This is a genomic window from Blastococcus sp. SYSU DS0541 (genome assembly GCF_054050875.1).
Genome location: NZ_JBJHAD010000019.1, coordinates 44042 through 60330 on the forward strand (window position 1 = coordinate 44042; position 16289 = coordinate 60330).

Here is a 16289-nt window from a genome sequence, read left to right on the forward strand (position 1 = left end):
TCACGGACCCCTGACGGCGCACCCCGCCGGACCCGGTCGACCACCTGCGACTGTGCTGCACCCCGTCGTCGGGGGGACCCCCCGGCAGGGGGGTGCCCCCACCCCCCGAGCCTGGCGAGGCCCGGGTCAGGCGGTGGGGACCTCGGCGGCGAGGATGGCGCCGAGCACGCCGTTCACGTAGCGGGGCGACTCGTCGGTCGAGATGGCCCGGGCCAGCTCCACCGCCTCGTCGATGACGACGGCGTCGGGGACGTCGTCCACCCACAGCAGCTCGTAGGTCGCCATGCGCAGGATCGCGCGGTCGACGTCGGGCAGCCGCTCCAGCGACCAGCCGGAGGTGTGCGCCTCGATCAGCTCGTCGATGCGGGCGCCGTGCTCGTCGACGCCCTCGACCAGGCGGATCGTGTGGTCCGGGACCGGCGGGTTGCCGTCGGCGACCCGCTCGCGGAGCAGCTCGACCCGCTCCCGGCCCCGGACGTCGGCCTCGTACAGGACGTCGACGGCGCGCTTGCGCGCCTTGGTCCGCGCAGCCACGGAGTCAGCCCGCGATCAGTTGACGCGGCCGAGGTAACGGCCGTCGCGGGTGTCGACCTTCAGCTTCTCGCCGGTGCTGATGAACAGCGGCACCTGGATCTGCGCGCCGGTCTCCAGGGTGGCGGGCTTGGTGCCACCGGTGGAGCGGTCGCCCTGCAGGCCCGGGTCGGTGTGCTCGACGACCAGCTCCATGGTCACCGGGAGCTCGACGTACAGCGGGGAGCCGTCGTGGACCGCGACGACGACCTCGGTGTTGTCCAGCAGGTAGTTCGCGCCGTCGCCGACGGTCTCGGCCGGCACGTAGATCTGCTCGAAGGTGTCGCCGTCCATGAAGACGAAGTCGGTGCCCTCCTTGTACAGGTAGGTCATCGACCGCTTGTCCACGGTGGCCGTCTCGACCTTGGTGCCGGCGTTGAAGGTCTTGTCCACGACCTTGCCCGACAGCACGTTCTTCAGCGTCGTCCGCACGAAGGCCCCGCCCTTGCCGGGCTTGACGTGCTGGAAGTCGGTGACGGTCCAGAGCTGGCCGTCCAGGTTGAGGACGATGCCGTTCTTCAGGTCGTTGGTGGTAGCCATCTAGAGGACCAGCAGTTCCTTGCTCGTGAGGGTCAACAACTCGGGCGCGTCATCGGTGACGATGAGGGTGTCCTCGATCCGGACACCGCCGTGGCCGGGCAGGTACACACCCGGCTCCACGGTGACGGCCATACCGGCGGCAAGCGTACCCGCGCCCTGCTGGCCGATGCCTGGCGCCTCGTGGATCTCCAGCCCCACGCCGTGCCCGAGGCCGTGGGTGAAGTGGTCGCCGTGGCCGGCCGCGACGATCACGTCGCGCGCCGCGGCGTCCACCGCGACGACGTCGGCACCGACGGCGAGCGCCGCCCGGCCCGCGGCCTGCGACTCGGCCACCAGCGCGTAGATCTCCCGCTGCCAGTCGGCCGCGTGGCCGAGCACCAGGGTGCGGGTCATGTCCGAGTGGTAGCCGTCGACGGTGGCGCCGAAGTCCAGCTTGAGGAAGTCGCCGGCGCGCAGCTCGGTGCGGTCGGGCCGGTGGTGCGGCACGGCGGAGTTGACCCCGGCCGCGACGATCGTCTCGAACGACGGCGCCTCGGCACCGAGCGCCAGCATCCGGGCGTCGAGCTCCCGGCCGACCTCCAGCTCGGTGCGCCCGGGGCGCAGCGCCCCCTCGGCGGCGAGCTCGGCCAGCGCCTGGTCGGCGACGGCGCACGCCCGGCGCAGCGACTCGACCTCCCCGGCGTCCTTGACCGCCCGCTGCCCCTCGACCGCCCGGCGCACCGAGGCGAGCTCCGGGACGGTGCCACCGGCGGCGGCGTCGGTGAGCACCCGCTCCAGGCCGTGCAGCCCGTCGACGGTGAGGTCGTGGGACTCGTAGCCGATCCGGCCCGCGCCGCGCCGCACCGCCTCCCGGGCCAGCGCCGGCACGGTCGCCCGGTCCACGAGCAGCTCCAGGTCGGGGACCTGGACCCCGGCCTGGGTCGTGTACCGGCCGTCGGTGCCGAAGAGGTCACCGCCGTCGACCCGCAGCAGCAGCGCGCCGTTGGAGCCGGTGAAGCCGGTGAGGTAGCGGACGTTCAGCAGGTTGGTGACGAGGACGGCGTCCAGCCCGCGCTCGGCGGCGGTGGCGCGCAGGACCTCCCGCCGTCCCGAGGCCGGGCTCACCGCACCCCCCGCAGCGTCATCCACTGCAGCGCCAGCACGTAGCCGTGCACCCCGAGCCCGGCGATGACGCCGTCGGCCACCCGGGAGACGTAGGAGTGGTGCCGGAACTCCTCGCGCCGGTGGATGTTGCTGATGTGCACCTCCACGACCGGCGCGGTCACCGCGGCCAGGGCGTCGTGCAGCACGATCGAGGTGTGCGACCAGCCACCGGGGTTGACCACGATGGGGTCGCCGGCGTCGGTGGCCTCGTGGATCCAGCGCAGCAGCTGGCCCTCGTCGTCGGTCTGGCGCACGGCCACCTCGATGCCGAGCTCCCGGGCGGCGGTCTCCACCAGCTCGACGAGCTGGTCGTAGGTCGTGGTGCCGTAGACCTCGGGCTCGCGGGTGCCGAGCCGGCCGAGGTTGGCGCCGTTGAGCACCTGGATCGTCATGGGTTCTCCGGATGGGGTGGCGGGGCGGGTGGGTGCTCGGCCACGGCGGCCCAGGCCGCGTCCAGCCAGGCCTGGTCGGGGTCGGTCAGGATGCGGGGGTTGCCCAGCCCGTCGAGGACGACGAAGCGCAGCGAGGCGCCGCGGGTCTTCTTGTCCACGCGCATCACCTGCTGCAGCCGCTCCCAGTCGCCGGCGTAGGTGGTGGGCAGGCCCATGGCGGTGAGGAGCTCGCGGTGCCGGTCGATCTCCGCGCGGGTCAGCAGCCCGGCCCGGCCGGCGAGCTCGGCGGCGAAGACCAGCCCGACGGCGACCGCCTCGCCGTGGCGCCAGCCGAAGTCCTCGACCCGCTCCACCGCGTGGCCCAGGGTGTGGCCGTAGTTGAGGAACTCGCGGACCCCGGTGTCGAGCAGGTCCTCCCCCACCGCGGCGGCCTTGACCCGCACCGCCCGCTCGATGAGCTCCTCGGTGTCGCGGCGGCCGGTCGGGTCGGCGGCGAGCAGCTCGAGGATGCGGCCGTCGGCGATGAAGCCGCACTTGACCACCTCGGCCAGCCCCGCGCGGAACTCGTCCCCGGGGAGGCCGGCCAGCAGGTCGGTGTCGGCCAGCACGGCGGCCGGCGGGTGGAAGGCGCCGACCAGGTTCTTGCCCGCCGCGGTGTTGATGCCGGTCTTGCCGCCCACGGCGGCGTCCACCATGCCGAGCAGGCTGGTGGGCACCTGGACGACGCGGATGCCGCGGGTCCACGTCGCCGCGAGGAAGCCGGCCAGGTCGGTGACGGCCCCGCCCCCGACGCCGACGACGGCGTCGGACCGGGTCAGCCCCAGACGGCCGAACTCCTCCCACACCTCGGCGGCGACCTGCGCGGTCTTGGCCGCCTCGCCGTCGGGGACCACGACCGCCTCGGCCGCGACGCCGGCGGTCTGCAGCGTCTCCACGGCGGCGCCGGCCGCGGCGGCGAGGGGCGGCGCGTGGACGACGGCGACCTTGGGCGTGCCGGCGAGCACGAGCGCCAGCTCCGCCTGGGCGCCGGGGCCGATGACGACCTCGTACGGCTGCTCCCCCGCGACCGGGACGCGCCGGGTCACCGGGCCTCCTCCGGGGTCAGGACGGCGAGCACCTCGGCGACGACCTCCTCCGGTGGGCGCCCCGCGGTGGGCACGCGGTGCGTGGCCACCTCCGCGTACAGGGGGGCGCGCTGTTCGAGCATGGACCGCAGCATGGCGCGCGGGTTGACGGCCAGCAGCGGACGGTCGCGGGAGAGCCCCACGCGGCGGGCGGCGGAGGCGACGTCGACGTCCAGCCAGACGACGGTGCCGCCGGCCCGGCCGTGGGCGACCAGCAGCTCCCGGGTGGCGGCGCTGGTCACCGCTCCGCCGCCGAGGGCCAGCACCCCGGTGTGCTCGCCGAGCGCCCGGGCGACCGCCCGCTCCTCGAGCGCGCGGAAGTGCGGCTCGCCGCGCTGGACGAACAGGTCGGCGACCGTCGCGCCGACCTCCTCCTCGACGTCGCGGTCGGTGTCCCGGAAGGGCAGCGCCCGCGCGGCGGCGACCGCCGTGCCGACCGTCGTCTTCCCCGAGGCCGGGGGACCGACGAGGACCAGGGCGGGACCGCTCACCGGTAGGGCAGGGAGTCGAGGTAGGCCTGGGCGTTGCGCCGGGTCTCGGCGACCGAGTCGCCGCCGAACTTCTCGAGCGCCGCGTCGGCCAGCACGAGGGCGACCATCGCCTCCATGACGACGCTGCCCCGGGGGACGGCGCAGGCGTCGCTGCGCTGGTTGATCGCGACCGCCGCCTCGCCGGTGGCGACGTCGACGGTCTGCAGCGCCCGGGGCACCGTGCTGATCGGCTTCATGGCGGCGCGGACGCGCAGCACCTCGCCGTTGGTCATCCCCCCCTCGATCCCGCCGGCGCGGTCGGTGAGCCGCTGGACCCGCGTCCCGCCGTCGGCGAGCACGATCTCGTCGTGGGCCACCGAGCCGCGGCGGCGGGCGGTCTCCAGCCCGTCGCCGACCTCCACGGCCTTGACCGACTGCACGCCCATGAGGGCGGCGGCCAGCCGCGCATCGAGGCGCCGGTCCCAGTGCACGTGGCTGCCCAGCCCCGGCGGCAGCCCGTGGACGACGACCTCGATGACGCCGCCCAGGGTGTCGCCGTTCTTCCGGGCGTCGTCGATCTCGGCGGTCATCCGGGCGCTGGTCGCGGGGTCGGCGCAGCGCACCGGGTCCTCGTCGAGCCGCGGGTTGTCGTCCGGACCGGGGACGATGCCGTCGGGGGCGACGACGGGGCCGATGCCCACGACGTGGCTGACCACAGAGACCCCGAGCGCCTGCCGCAGGAACGCCTGGGCGATCGCACCGAGGGCGACGCGGGCAGCGGTCTCCCGGGCGCTGGCCCGCTCGAGCACCGGCCGGGCGTCGTCGAAGCCGTACTTCTGCATGCCCGCCAGGTCGGCGTGGCCGGGCCGCGGGCGGGTCAGCGGCGCGTTGCGGGCCTGCCCGGCGAGGATCTCGGCGTCGACCGGGTCGGCGGACATGACCGTCTGCCACTTGGGCCACTCGGTGTTGCCCACCTGCACCGCGATCGGCCCGCCCTGGGTGCGGCCGTGGCGGACGCCCCCGGTGAGGGTGACGAGATCCTGCTCGAAGGACATCCGGGCACCCCGCCCGTGCCCCAGCCGGCGGCGGGCGAGCTGCAGGTCGAGGTCGGCCGTCTGCACCTCGACCCCGGCCGGGAGGCCCTCGAGGATGGCGGTGAGCTGCTGGCCGTGCGACTCACCGGCGGTCAGCCAGCGCAACATGCTGGGAAGTCTAGAAGCAGGAGGACCCCGGTCCTCCTCCCCCCTCGCAAGCTCGGGGCGAGCCTCTGGACCGGGGCCGTGCAGAGGGGCGATCACGGCACCGGCGGCAGCCCGCCGATCGCGAGCGCCAGGACGGCACCGGCGAGCAGCGGCGGGCCGAAGGGGACCGTGCTGCGCCAGCCCGCCCGCCGGGTCGCCACCAGGGCCACCGACACCGCCGCCCCGGTGAGCAGGCCGAGGAACACACCGGCGAGCAGCACCCCCCAGCCGAACCAGCCCAGCACCAGCCCCAGGAGCCCGAGCAGCTTGACGTCCCCGAGACCCAGGGCCGCGGGCGCGAGCAGCCGGAGCACCCCCGGGACGAGGAGGGCGACGGCGCCCGCCGCGCCGGCCCGCCCCAGCGGCAGCCAGGTGCCGAGCACGGCGGCGTCGACGAGCAGTGCGGCCCCGCACACGGCGGCGGCCGGCAGCACCACCCGGTCGGGCAGCCGGTGCGCCGCGAGGTCCACGCCGGCGAGCACGACCGCGGCCCCCGCGACCCAGAGCAGCGCCACGGTTGCGGGCCGGACGCCGCCCAGCAGGACGGCGGCGGCCAGCAGCGCGGCCGTGAGCGCCCCGGTCAGCGCGACCCGGGCCGGCGTGGGCAGGGCGGCGTCGTCCCGGGCGGCGAGCCGGACCGAGACGCGGGCCAGCACCGGTCCGAGGATCAGCCCGGCGAGCACCGTGACGCCGGCGAGGACCGGGCGGGACACGTCCACGGCGGTCGGGTCAGCGGGCGTCGAGCGCGGCGCGCATGGCGCCGATGGGGGCCGGCTCCCCGGTCATCAGCTCCACCTGCACGGTGGCCTGCCAGAACAGCACCTCGAGCCCGCCGATCACCGTGCCGCCTGCAGCGGAGACGGTCTCGGCCAGCGGGGTGGGCCAGGGGGCGTACAGGACGTCCAGCACCGTCTGCCCGGGGTGCCACTCGAGGGCGGCCACGGCCGGCTGCCCGCCGACCGGCACGGTGCTGACGACGACGGGGGCCGTCACCCGGGCGCCCTCCAGGGGGAGCACCTGGGCCCGCACGCCGAGGGTCTGCAGCACCCGCACCACGTCACCCGCCCGGGCCGGGTCCCGCACGACGACGTCGACCTGCTCCGCGCCCAGCGAGGCCAGGGCGACGGCGGCGGCCGCCGCGGTGCCCCCGGCGCCGAGCACCGCCGCGTGCCCCACCTCGTCCACACCGGCCACCTGCAGGGCCGTGCCCACACCGGCGACGTCGGTGTTCTCCGCCCGCCAGCCGGCGTCGGTGCGGACGAGGGTGTTCGCCGCGCCCAGCAGCCGCGGGAGCGGCTCGACCACATCGGCGACCGCGACGGCGGCCTGCTTGCACGGCATCGTCACCGAGAACCCGCGCCACTCGTCCCCGAGGCCGGCGAGCAGCACCGGCATCTCCTCGGCCCCGACGTCCAGGGCGTCGTAGGTCCAGCTGGAGAGCCCCAGCGCCGCGTAGGCGGCGCGGTGCAGCAGCGGCGAGAGCGAGTGGCTCACCGGCCGCCCGAGGACCGCTGCCCGCTGCGGCCGGTCAGCCACCGCACCCGAGGCCGGCGTCGGCGCACCGCTGGCGGGCCTGCTGGAACTCGGCGTAGTCGCTGGTGAAGAAGTGCGTCCCGTCCTGCGACTCGAGCACGTAGTACAGGAGGTCGCCGGTGCTCGGGGCCAGCGCCGCCTCCAGGCTCGCCTCGCCCGGCGAGCTGATCGGCGTGGGCGGCAGGCCCTGGCGGGTGCGGGTGTTGTACGGGCTGTCGGTCTGCAGGTCGGTCACGGTGAGCTCGTTGCCGCTCTTGTCCAGGCCGTAGGCGAGCGTCGCGTCGATGCCGAGCGCGATGCCGGCCTCCAGCCGGTTGTAGATGACCTGGGCGACGTCGGCCCGCTCCTCGTCGAGGCGCGTCTCCGACTGGATCATCGAGGCGATGGTGACCACCTCACCGGGTGTGCGCCCGAGGGCGGCGGCCCGCTCCTCCAGCCGCAGCCGTGCGGCGACCCCGTTGAACGTCTCGACCATCCGCTGCAGCATCTCCTGCGGCGTGGTGCCGGGCTCGAAGTCGTAGGTCGCCGGGAAGAGATAGCCCTCGAGCTGCCCGCCCGCGTACGGGGGCAGGGGCAGCGCCGCGGGGTCGGCCGCCGCCTGCAGCTCCGCGAGCGGGGTGCCGGTCTCCTCCGCCAGCCGGGCGAGGACCTGGTCCACGGTGAAGCCCTCGGGCACGGTCACCCGCGAGACCTGGCGGGAGGCCGGGTCGAGGAGCATCTCCAGGGCCCCCTGCCCGCTCATCTGCAGCCGGAGGCTGTAGACGCCGGGCTGGATGCCCGTGGCCGCGGGCTCGGCCTGCGCGGCGTCCACGAACGGGCCGGTGGAGGCGATGACGTCGGCGTCGGCGAGGGTGCGGGCGATGTCGGTGAGGGTGTCGCCCTCCTGCACGCGCACGTCCACGCTCCCGGTGCCCGGGCCGGGGTAGTCCCGGGCGGCCGGGTCGATCATCGAGAGCAGCTGCTGGCCGGCGAGGACGATGCCCACGACCATGCCGCCGAGGATGAGCAGCGCCAGGCCGATGGCCAGCGGGCGGCGGCGCCGCCGCCGGCGCTGGGCGTCGGTGCGCGCGTCGTAGGGGGCGATCGGGATCTCGTCGTCGTGCAGCAGGCCGCCTCCGTCGGGGTCCTCGTGGACGGCGGAGTCGTCGTGCGCGCGCACGTCGGCCGGCTCGGTAGCGGTCTCGTCGCCCCGGCGGCGGCGGAGCGCGCGCCGCCGCGGCCGGTCGTCGTCGACGTTCGCGCCGATGACGTCCAGCCCGCCGGTCGGGTCGTCCGCGGCGGACCGGGCCGGCGGCTCGTCGGGGATGTCGTCGGGGCCGGCGGAGAGCCGGGGCGCGGCGACGGTCGCGTCGTCGTCCACCGCGTCCTCGCGGGGCCGCAGCCGGCCCCACGCACCGCCCGGCAGCGGCGGCAGCGGCGCCGACGGGTGCTGGGCGCCGAAGCCGTGGTCGTCCCGGTCGGCGTGCCGTGAGGTCAGCGGGTGGTCCGACCACCCGCCCGCCGCGCCGAGCGGACCGGTCTCGTCGCCGGAGCGGCCCGGCGGGAAGCCACCCGCGGCAGAGGCACCGGAGCCGGTCCGGAACGGTGCCGGCATGCCGCCGGTCCCGTCGTCGGACGCGTGCCTCCCCCGTCGAGGCTTCCCGCCGGGCGCGGTCACGAGGACGCCTCGCTGCCGCTCGTCGTCCTCGAGACCGTGGCTGCTGCGCTCATGCATGCCCTCGCAAGCTCGGTCATGAGGGCGCCCGCCGGCTGTCGAGGTACTGCTGCAGGATGACCACGGCGGCGGCCTGGTCGATCACCGCGCGCTGGCGACGGCTGTCGACGCCGCCCTCCCGGAGGTGGCTGGCTGCGGTCACGGTCGAGAGCCTCTCGTCGATCAGGTTCACGGGCACGTCCGGGATCCGGTCGGCCAGTTCCTGTGCGTAATCGGCAGCATCCTGCGCGGAGGCACCGGAGGCGCCCGACAGGTGCACCGGCTCTCCCACCACCACCTCTGACACCTCGTGCTCCACGACCAGGGCGGCCAGCCGGTCCAGGTCCGAGCCGTCCTTGGCCCGGCGGAGGGTCTCCAGCGGGCTGGCGAGGGTCCCCGTGGCGTCCGACAGGGCCAGCCCGACCCGCACGGTGCCGACGTCGACGCCGAGCACCCGGCCGCGGGCGCGCCCGGCGCCGGAGCGGCGCGGGGGGATCTGCAGGTGCTGCGGCCAGCCGCCCGAGAGGTCGATCTCGGTGGTCTCGTGCTTCACCGGGGGGAAGCCCTGGCTCAGGTCGATCTCGGTGGTCGGGTGGTACGTCGGCTGCTCCCCCGTCGTCGGGCGCGGACGCGCCGGCGGGACCGCCGGCAGCTCGCGCCGCCGGCCACCGACCGGGCCGGTGTCCTCGGGGTTGTACTCGGTGTCGGACACGTTGGTCACCTTCCCGTGGCGGTCGCGACCGCCTGCTCGCCGGCCTGCAGTGCCGCGGGGATACCCGCGGGGTCGGTTCCGCCCCCCTGGGCGACGTCGGACTTGCCGCCTCCGCGGCCACCGACGGGAGCCGAGGCCGCCTTGAGGACGTCGTCGGCCGACAGCCCCCGGGTGACCGCGGCCGGGTTCAGTGCCGCCACCAGCGCCACCTTGCCACCGGACTCCGACGCCAGCAGCACGACCGCCGCCCGATCGGCGCCCAGCCGGCCGCGGACGTCGAGCGCCAGGGTGCGCAGATCACCCCCGCCGAGGCCGGCCGGCGAGCCGGTGACGACGGCGACGCCACCGACGTCGCGGGCCGACGCGGCCAGCTCACCGGCGGCCGCCAGCGCCTGCTGCGCGCGCAGGTCGGCGAGCTCCCGGTCCAGGTCGCGCATGCGGGAGACCATGCCGCTCACCCGCTCGACGAGGCCGTCCTGCGGCGACTTGAGGATCTCGGCCAGCTGGCGCACCAGGTCCCGCTCGCGCGCCAGGTAGCGGAAACCCTCCAGCCCGACGACGGCCTCGACCCGGCGCGAGCCCGAGCCGACCGAGGACTCACCGGTGAGCGCGAGCGTGCCGATCTGGGCGCTGCCGCGCACGTGGGTGCCACCGCAGAGCTCCCGGGACCACGGGCCGCCGATCTCCACGACCCGCACCTGTTCGCCGTAGGTCTCGCCGAACAGCGCCAGCGCGCCGAACGCCTGCGCCTCGGGCAGCGGCATGTACTGGGCGGTGACCTTGTGGTCGGCGCGGACGGCGGCGTTGGCGACGTCCTCGATGTCGCTGCGCTGCTGGGGGGTGAGCGCACCCTGCCAGGCGAAGTCCAGCCGCAGGTAGCCCGGCCGGTTGTAGGAGCCGGACTGCAGCGCCTGCGGGCCCAGCACCTGGCGCAGCGCGGCGTGGACCACGTGGGTGCCCGAGTGCGCCTGGCAGGCCGAGAGCCGCCACTCGCGGTCGACCTCGGCGGTCAGCTCGGCGCCGGCGCGCAGCTCCCCTTCGAGCACCCGCACCTGGTGGGCCACCAGACCCTTGACCGGGCGCTGGACGTCGATCACCTCGGCCCGGCCGCCGTCCCAGGTGAGGATGCCGGCGTCGGCCACCTGGCCGCCCGACTCGGCGTAGAACGGCGTGCGGTCCAGCACGACCCGGGTGATCTCGCCCGGCCCGGCGGGGCGCGCACCCTCGTCCTCGCCCTCGGCGACGATGCCGAGCACGCGGGAGTCGGTGCGCAACGCCTCGTAGGCCCGCCAGTCGGTCGGCCCGTGCTCGGCGAGCAGCCGGCGGTAGGCCAGGACGTCGACCGACCCGGTGCGCTTGGCGCGGGCGTCGGCCCGGGCGCGGTCGCGCTGCTCCTTCATGAGCGCGCGGAACCCCTCCTCGTCGACGGTGACGCCCTGCTCGGCGGCCATCTCGAGGGTGACGTCGATCGGGAAGCCGTAGGTGTCGTGCAGGGAGAACGCCTGCTGCCCCGACAGCGTCGGGGTGCCCGCCTTCTTCGCCTGCGTCACGGCGGTGTCGAACAGCGCCGTCCCGGAGGCGAGGGTGCGGCGGAACGCCTCCTCCTCGGCGTAGGCCACCGCCGAGATCCGCGCGAAGTCCGTCTCCAGCTCGGGGTAGCTGGCCTTCATGGCGTCCTTGGACACCGGCAGGAGCTCGGGCAGGGTCGCCTCGTCGACGCCGAGCAGCTTCATGGAGCGGACGGCGCGGCGCAGCAGCCGGCGGAGGATGTACCCGCGCCCCTCGTTGCCCGGGGTCACGCCGTCGCCGATGAGCATCAGCCCGCTGCGCACGTGGTCGGCCACGACCCGCAGCCGGACGTCGGCCTCGACGTCCTTGCCGTAGGTGACGCCCGACAGCTCGGCGGCCCGGCGCAGCACCGGCGCGACCTCGTCGATCTCGTACATGTTGTCGACGCCCTGCAGCAGGAAGGCCACCCGCTCCAGGCCCATGCCGGTGTCGATGTTCTTCTTCGGCAGCTCGCCGAGGACCGTGAACTCCTCCTTGCTGCGGACGTCGGCGAGCTCGTACTGCATGAAGACGAGGTTCCAGATCTCCAGGAACCGGTCGCCCGCGGTGTCGACCAGCGGCCCGCCGTCCGGGCCGAACTGCGGGCCGCGGTCGAAGTAGATCTCCGAGCAGGGGCCGCCCGGGCCGGCCGCCCCGGTGTGCCAGTAGTTGTCCTTCTTGCCCAGCCGCTGGATGCGCTCGATCGGCAGGCCCGCGATGCGGTGCCAGGCCTCGGCGGCTTCGTCGTCGTCGAGGTAGACCGTCACCCAGATGCGGTCGGGGTCGAAGCCCAGCCCGCCGTCCTCGAGCCGCCCGGTGATCAGCTCCCAGGCGTGCTCGATGGCTCCTTCCTTGAAGTAGTCGCCGAAGGAGAAGTTGCCGTTCATCTGGAAGAACGTGCCGTGGCGGGTGGTCTTGCCCACCTCCTCGATGTCGAGGGTGCGCACGCACTTCTGCACGCTGGTGGCCCGCGGGAAGGGGGCGGGCTCGCGGCCGGTCAGGTACGGGATGAACGGCACCATGCCGGCGACCGTGAACAGCAGCGAGGGGTCGGGCGACACCAGCGAGGCGCTGGGGACGACGGTGTGCCCGCGCTGAGCGAAGTGCTCGAGGAAGCGGCGGCGGATCTCGGCGGTCTGCATCTCAACTCAGTTCTGCGGGGCCCGCTGCGCGTGCGGAGCGGGCCGGTGGGTCAGAGGTCGGCGGCGTGCGCGCCGCCGCGGCGGGCCGGGAGCTCGACCTGGGACGGGTCCGGCAGCGGAGCGTCGAGCCCCGTGCCGGCGCGCAGCTCCTGCTCCCGCTCGCTCATGGCCTCGCGGACGTCGGCGCCGAAGTCACCGATGGCGTCGGCGAGGTCGCGCAGCCCCTCGGCGATCGAGGCCCCGATGCCGGCCGGCGTCATCTTCTCGGCGGCGGCGGAGAGCTTGCGGACGACGAGCGCCCCGATGGTGATCCCCATCGCGAGCCAGAACAGCCGGCGCATCAGGCGGCCCGCCGGGCGGCCCGGCGCGCACGGCGCGCGTCCTTGTCGCGGCGGGCGGCCTCGGCGATCGCCTGGCCCTCCCGCTTCTTCTTCGCGGCGCTGCGGACGCCGTAGCTGAACGCGGCGACCTTGATCAGCGGGCTGCCCAGGGTGGCGGCGACGACGCTGGTGAGCGCGGCGACGTTGCTGGAGACGTTGGCGGCGTTGCCGGTGATGTCGTCGACGCGCTCCAGGTTGCTGTTCACGTGCGCGACCGTGGTGCTGGCCTGGCCGAGGATCGGCGCGCTCTGCTCGCGGACCTGGCGGATGGTCAGGGTGGTCTCGTCGAGCGTGCGGCCGAGCTTCAGCAGCGGGACGGCCACGAGCACCACCAGCAGCACCAGGGCCCCGGCTGCGATCAGCCCGGCGATCTCTCCTGCGGACACGCGTGCTCCTGTTCTGAGGGGGTGGGGCGCCGGGGGCGACGTTCCGGCGTCGTCACACTAGTCGCGGGCCCGCCGAGCCGTCCGTGCCCCGCCGTGGGCTCAACGCGTGCGGCGCAGGATCGCGCGCAGCTTCGCCAGCCGCTCCCCCAGCCGGGCCTCGACGCCGCGGTTGGTCGGGCGGTAGTAGTCCCTGCCCACCAGCGCGTCGGGCGGGTACTGCTGGGCCACGATGCCGTCCGGGTGGGCGTGGGGGTAGGAGTAGGTCTTCCCGTGGCCGAGCTTCTTCGCCCCCGCGTAGTGCGCGTCCCGCAGCCCGGGGGGCACGGGCCCGGCCAGCCCCGCGCGGACGTCGGCCACCGACTCCCCGATCGCCACCGTCACCGCGTTCGACTTCGGCGCGGTGGCCAGGTGGACGACGGCCTGGGCGAGCGGGAAGTGGCCCTCCGGCATGCCGATGAACTGCACCGCCTGCATGGCGGCCACCGCCGTGGTCAGGGCGGTGGGGTCGGCCATGCCGATGTCCTCGCTGGCGCTGATCACCAGGCGCCGGGCGATGAAGCGCGGGTCCTCCCCCGCCTCGACCATCCGGGCCAGGTAGTGCACGGCCGCGTCGACGTCGCTGCCGCGGATGCTCTTGATCAGGGCGCTGGCGACGTCGTAGTGCTGGTCGCCCTGCCGGTCGTAGCGGACCGCTGCCTGAGCGACCGCCGTCTCCAGCGTGGCGAGGTCGATCTCGGTGGCGCCCACCGCCCGGGCGGCACCGGCGCCGGACTCGAGGGCGGTCAGCGCCTTGCGGCCGTCGCCGCCGGCGATGCGGACCAGGTGCTCCTCCGCCTCGGGGGTGAGCGTGACCGCGCCGTCGAGGCCCCGCTCGCTGGTGAGCGCCCGGTGCAGCAGCCGGCGGACGTCGTCGTCGGTGAGCGGCTGCAGCGCCAGCACCAGGCTGCGGGACAGCAGCGGGCTCACCACGGAGAAGAACGGGTTCTCGGTGGTCGCGGCGATCAGGCTGACGATCCGGTCCTCGACCGCCGACAGCAGGCTGTCCTGCTGGGTCTTGGAGAAGCGGTGCACCTCGTCGATGAACAGCACGGTGCGGCGGCCGGCGTAGGTGAGCTCCCGCTTGGCGCTCTGGATGACCGCCCGCACCTCCTTCACCCCGGAGTCCAGCGCCGACAGCTGGACGAACTGGCGCTTGGTGGCCAGCGAGATGACGTGCGCGAGGGTGGTCTTGCCGGTGCCGGGCGGGCCGTACAGGACCAGCGACATCGGCTCGTCGGACTCGACCAGGCGGCGCAGCGGCGCGCGGTCGCCCAGGAGGTGCTGCTGCCCGACCACCTCGTCCAGCGAGCGCGGGCGCATGCGCACCGCCAGCGGCGCGCCCGGGTCGACGACCGGCGCGCCGGCGTCGTCCGGGGACGGGTCGAACAGCGAACTCACGAGTCGGAACGCTACCCGCGGGGCACGACAGCCCCATGGAGCAGCGACGCATCGGGGACGTGACCGTGGGCGCCATCGGGCTGGGCGCGATGCCCCTGTCCACCAAGGACGGGCGCCCGTCGGAGGAGGACGCCGTCGCTGTCGTGCACGCCGCGCTCGACGCCGGCATGACGCTGATCGACACCGCCGACGCCTACGCCCGAGACGAGGCGGAGTTCGGGCACAACGAGACGCTGGTCGCGCGGGCGCTGGCCGGCTTCGGGGGCGACACCTCGTCGGTGCTCGTGGCGACCAAGGGCGGGCACACCCGCCGCGGCACCGACTGGGAGCTCGACGGGACACCGGCCTACCTGCGGCGGGCCTGCGAGGACTCGCTGCGGCGCCTCGGCGTGGACGCCATCGGGCTCTACCAGTTCCACCGGCCCGACCCGGCGACGCCCTGGGAGGAGTCGATGGGGGCGCTCCGGCAGCTGGCCGACGACGGGCTGGTGCACATGGTGGGCATCTCCAACGCCGACATCGCGCAGATCGACGTTGCCCGGTCGATCGTCGGCGACGCGCTGGTGAGCGTGCAGAACCAGTTCTCGCCGGGCTGGCGCTTCTCCGCCGACGAGCTGGCCCACTGCGCGGGCCACGGCCTGGCCTTCCTGCCGTGGAGCCCGTTCGGCGGCGTCTCCGCCGCGGGGTCGCTGGGCTCGACCGCGCCCGCGTTCGCGGAGGTGGCCGACGAGCTGGGGGTGTCGGTGTACCAGGTCACGCTGGCCTGGCACCTCGCCCAGAGCGACGCCGTCGTCCCGATCCCGGGCGCGTCGCGGGTGCAGTCCGTCGTCGACTCGGCGGCCGCCGCCGAGGTCGCCCTCTCCCCCGAGCAGCTGGCCCGGCTCGACGCCGCCTGACCCTCGCCCTCTCCCCCTTCTCCTCGTTGATCATCGTCATCCGGTCGGCCCGACCGGCGTGTCGGCCAGCCGGATGACGATGATCGAGGCGCGGTGGCCGCATCCACAGCACCCGTGGCGATCCACAGATCCCTGCGACGCCTCGGCCGGCGCCACGAGGGCGACCAGCGTCGGCGGCATGTCCCTCCCCCCGACCTGGACGACGAGCGAGGCGCGGGCGGCCGGTCTCACCCGCGCTCGCCTCCGTGGCCCCTCCTTCGTGCGACTCGCACACGGTTTCACCGCCCGGCTGGACGACGCCGTCGACGAGGCCGAGCGGCTGCAGCTGCTCGCCCGCGTGCTCCCCGCGGACGCGGCCTTCAGTCACGGGACCGCCGCCGCACTCCTTGGCGCGCCCGTCGACACACCACGCCGGGCGCACATCGTCCTGACCCCGCGACGGGTCCTCCCGCAGCGAGCTGAGTTCGTGACGCACGCGCGCCGGCTGCTGGCCGAGGACGTCGTCCAGCACCTGGGTCTGCGCCTCACCTCCGGTGCGCAGACCTACCTCGACCTCGCCGAGACGCTGAGGCCGTGGGACCTGGTCGCGGTCGGTGACGCGCGCATGCGGGCCGGCCACCTCGACCCGGTCTCCCTGGCGCGACGCCTGGCACGGGCGGCCCGGGTGCGCGGCGTCGTCCGCGCGCGGGAGTGCGCGCCTCTGCTGTCGCCGCTGGCCATGTCTCACCCGGAGAGCGTCATCCGGTACTGGCTGGCGGTGAGCCACCTCCCGACACCGGTACCACAGGCGCCGGTGCACGACCGGCGGGGTCGGGCCGTGACGCACGCCGACCTGGGCTACGAGGAGTGGAAGGTCGCGCTGGAGTACGAGGGCAGGCAGCACGCAGAGGGCGACCAGTTCGACCGCGACATCGACCGCTACTCGCTCATGGCGGCCGACGGCTGGCTCGTCCTGAGGTTCGCCCGGCGGCACCTGCGGACCCCGTCCGTGGTGCTCGACCGCACCCGTCGGGCGTTGCTCAGCCGCGGCTGGCGGGACCCTCGCGGTTGATCATCGGCAGGTGGCCGGCCGACGCGCCGCC

At 75.0% G+C, this 16289-nt stretch carries 17 protein-coding genes; 2 read left to right on the forward strand and 15 right to left on the reverse strand.

The window, feature by feature from the left end:
* Nucleotides 1-126: 126 nt before the first annotated feature.
* From nusB to ACI794_RS17975, 15 genes are all read right to left on the reverse strand, one after another.
* Nucleotides 127-534, reverse strand: a complete 408-nt coding sequence (gene nusB, locus ACI794_RS17905) for a transcription antitermination factor NusB (RefSeq protein ID WP_456617029.1) — start codon at nucleotides 532-534, stop codon at nucleotides 127-129.
* 15 nt (nucleotides 535-549) lie between these two features.
* The gene (gene efp / locus ACI794_RS17910) at nucleotides 550-1110 is read right to left on the reverse strand and encodes an elongation factor P (protein ID WP_456617030.1); all 561 of its coding nucleotides are present in this window, start codon (nucleotides 1108-1110) and stop codon (nucleotides 550-552) included.
* On the reverse strand, nucleotides 1111-2214 hold the full coding sequence (locus ACI794_RS17915) for a M24 family metallopeptidase (RefSeq protein ID WP_456617031.1): 1104 nt from the start codon (nucleotides 2212-2214) through the stop codon (nucleotides 1111-1113).
* Entirely contained in the window at nucleotides 2211-2645 is a 435-nt protein-coding gene (aroQ, locus tag ACI794_RS17920) for a type II 3-dehydroquinate dehydratase (RefSeq protein ID WP_456582229.1), read from the reverse strand. Before aroQ ends, ACI794_RS17915 begins: the two co-directional genes overlap by 4 nt.
* A complete protein-coding gene (gene aroB / locus ACI794_RS17925) occupies nucleotides 2642-3730 on the reverse strand; it encodes a 3-dehydroquinate synthase (protein ID WP_456617032.1) in 1089 nt (362 codons plus the stop codon). The genes aroQ and aroB overlap by 4 nt, the downstream gene beginning before the upstream one ends.
* Nucleotides 3727-4260, reverse strand: a complete 534-nt coding sequence (locus ACI794_RS17930; RefSeq protein ID WP_456582227.1) for a shikimate kinase — start codon at nucleotides 4258-4260, stop codon at nucleotides 3727-3729. The genes aroB and ACI794_RS17930 overlap by 4 nt, the downstream gene beginning before the upstream one ends.
* Nucleotides 4257-5441: a chorismate synthase gene (gene aroC, locus ACI794_RS17935; protein WP_456601982.1), complete on the reverse strand. Its 1185-nt coding sequence runs from the start codon at nucleotides 5439-5441 to the stop codon at nucleotides 4257-4259. Before aroC ends, ACI794_RS17930 begins: the two co-directional genes overlap by 4 nt.
* Nucleotides 5442-5533: 92 nt before the next feature.
* A complete protein-coding gene (locus tag ACI794_RS17940; RefSeq protein ID WP_456617033.1) occupies nucleotides 5534-6199 on the reverse strand; it encodes a prepilin peptidase in 666 nt (221 codons plus the stop codon).
* Between the two features lie 10 nt (nucleotides 6200-6209).
* Entirely contained in the window at nucleotides 6210-7016 is an 807-nt protein-coding gene (locus tag ACI794_RS17945) for a shikimate dehydrogenase (protein ID WP_456617034.1), read from the reverse strand.
* Nucleotides 7009-8607, reverse strand: coding sequence for an endolytic transglycosylase MltG (gene mltG, locus ACI794_RS17950; RefSeq protein ID WP_456617035.1), 1599 nt, complete (start codon nucleotides 8605-8607; stop codon nucleotides 7009-7011). The genes ACI794_RS17945 and mltG overlap by 8 nt, the downstream gene beginning before the upstream one ends.
* A gap of 136 nt (nucleotides 8608-8743) precedes the next feature.
* Nucleotides 8744-9418: a Holliday junction resolvase RuvX gene (gene ruvX, locus ACI794_RS17955; RefSeq protein ID WP_456617036.1), complete on the reverse strand. Its 675-nt coding sequence runs from the start codon at nucleotides 9416-9418 to the stop codon at nucleotides 8744-8746.
* A gap of 5 nt (nucleotides 9419-9423) precedes the next feature.
* Entirely contained in the window at nucleotides 9424-12108 is a 2685-nt protein-coding gene (gene alaS, locus ACI794_RS17960; protein WP_456617037.1) for an alanine--tRNA ligase, read from the reverse strand.
* Between the two features lie 50 nt (nucleotides 12109-12158).
* Entirely contained in the window at nucleotides 12159-12449 is a 291-nt protein-coding gene (locus ACI794_RS17965) for a hypothetical protein (RefSeq protein ID WP_091931173.1), read from the reverse strand.
* Complete coding sequence (locus ACI794_RS17970; protein WP_456582219.1) at nucleotides 12449-12874, reverse strand: DUF948 domain-containing protein; 426 nt, start codon at nucleotides 12872-12874, stop codon at nucleotides 12449-12451. Before ACI794_RS17970 ends, ACI794_RS17965 begins: the two co-directional genes overlap by 1 nt.
* A gap of 99 nt (nucleotides 12875-12973) precedes the next feature.
* Complete coding sequence (locus ACI794_RS17975; protein ID WP_456582218.1) at nucleotides 12974-14311, reverse strand: replication-associated recombination protein A; 1338 nt, start codon at nucleotides 14309-14311, stop codon at nucleotides 12974-12976.
* Between the two features lie 35 nt (nucleotides 14312-14346).
* Between ACI794_RS17975 and ACI794_RS17980 the strand changes: the two genes are divergently transcribed.
* Together ACI794_RS17980 and ACI794_RS17985 are read left to right on the forward strand one after the other, a co-directional pair.
* Nucleotides 14347-15207, forward strand: a complete 861-nt coding sequence (locus tag ACI794_RS17980) for an aldo/keto reductase (RefSeq protein ID WP_456617038.1) — start codon at nucleotides 14347-14349, stop codon at nucleotides 15205-15207.
* A gap of 178 nt (nucleotides 15208-15385) precedes the next feature.
* Nucleotides 15386-16258, forward strand: a complete 873-nt coding sequence (locus ACI794_RS17985; protein WP_456617039.1) for a DUF559 domain-containing protein — start codon at nucleotides 15386-15388, stop codon at nucleotides 16256-16258.
* The last annotated feature ends 31 nt before the right edge of the window (nucleotides 16259-16289 follow it).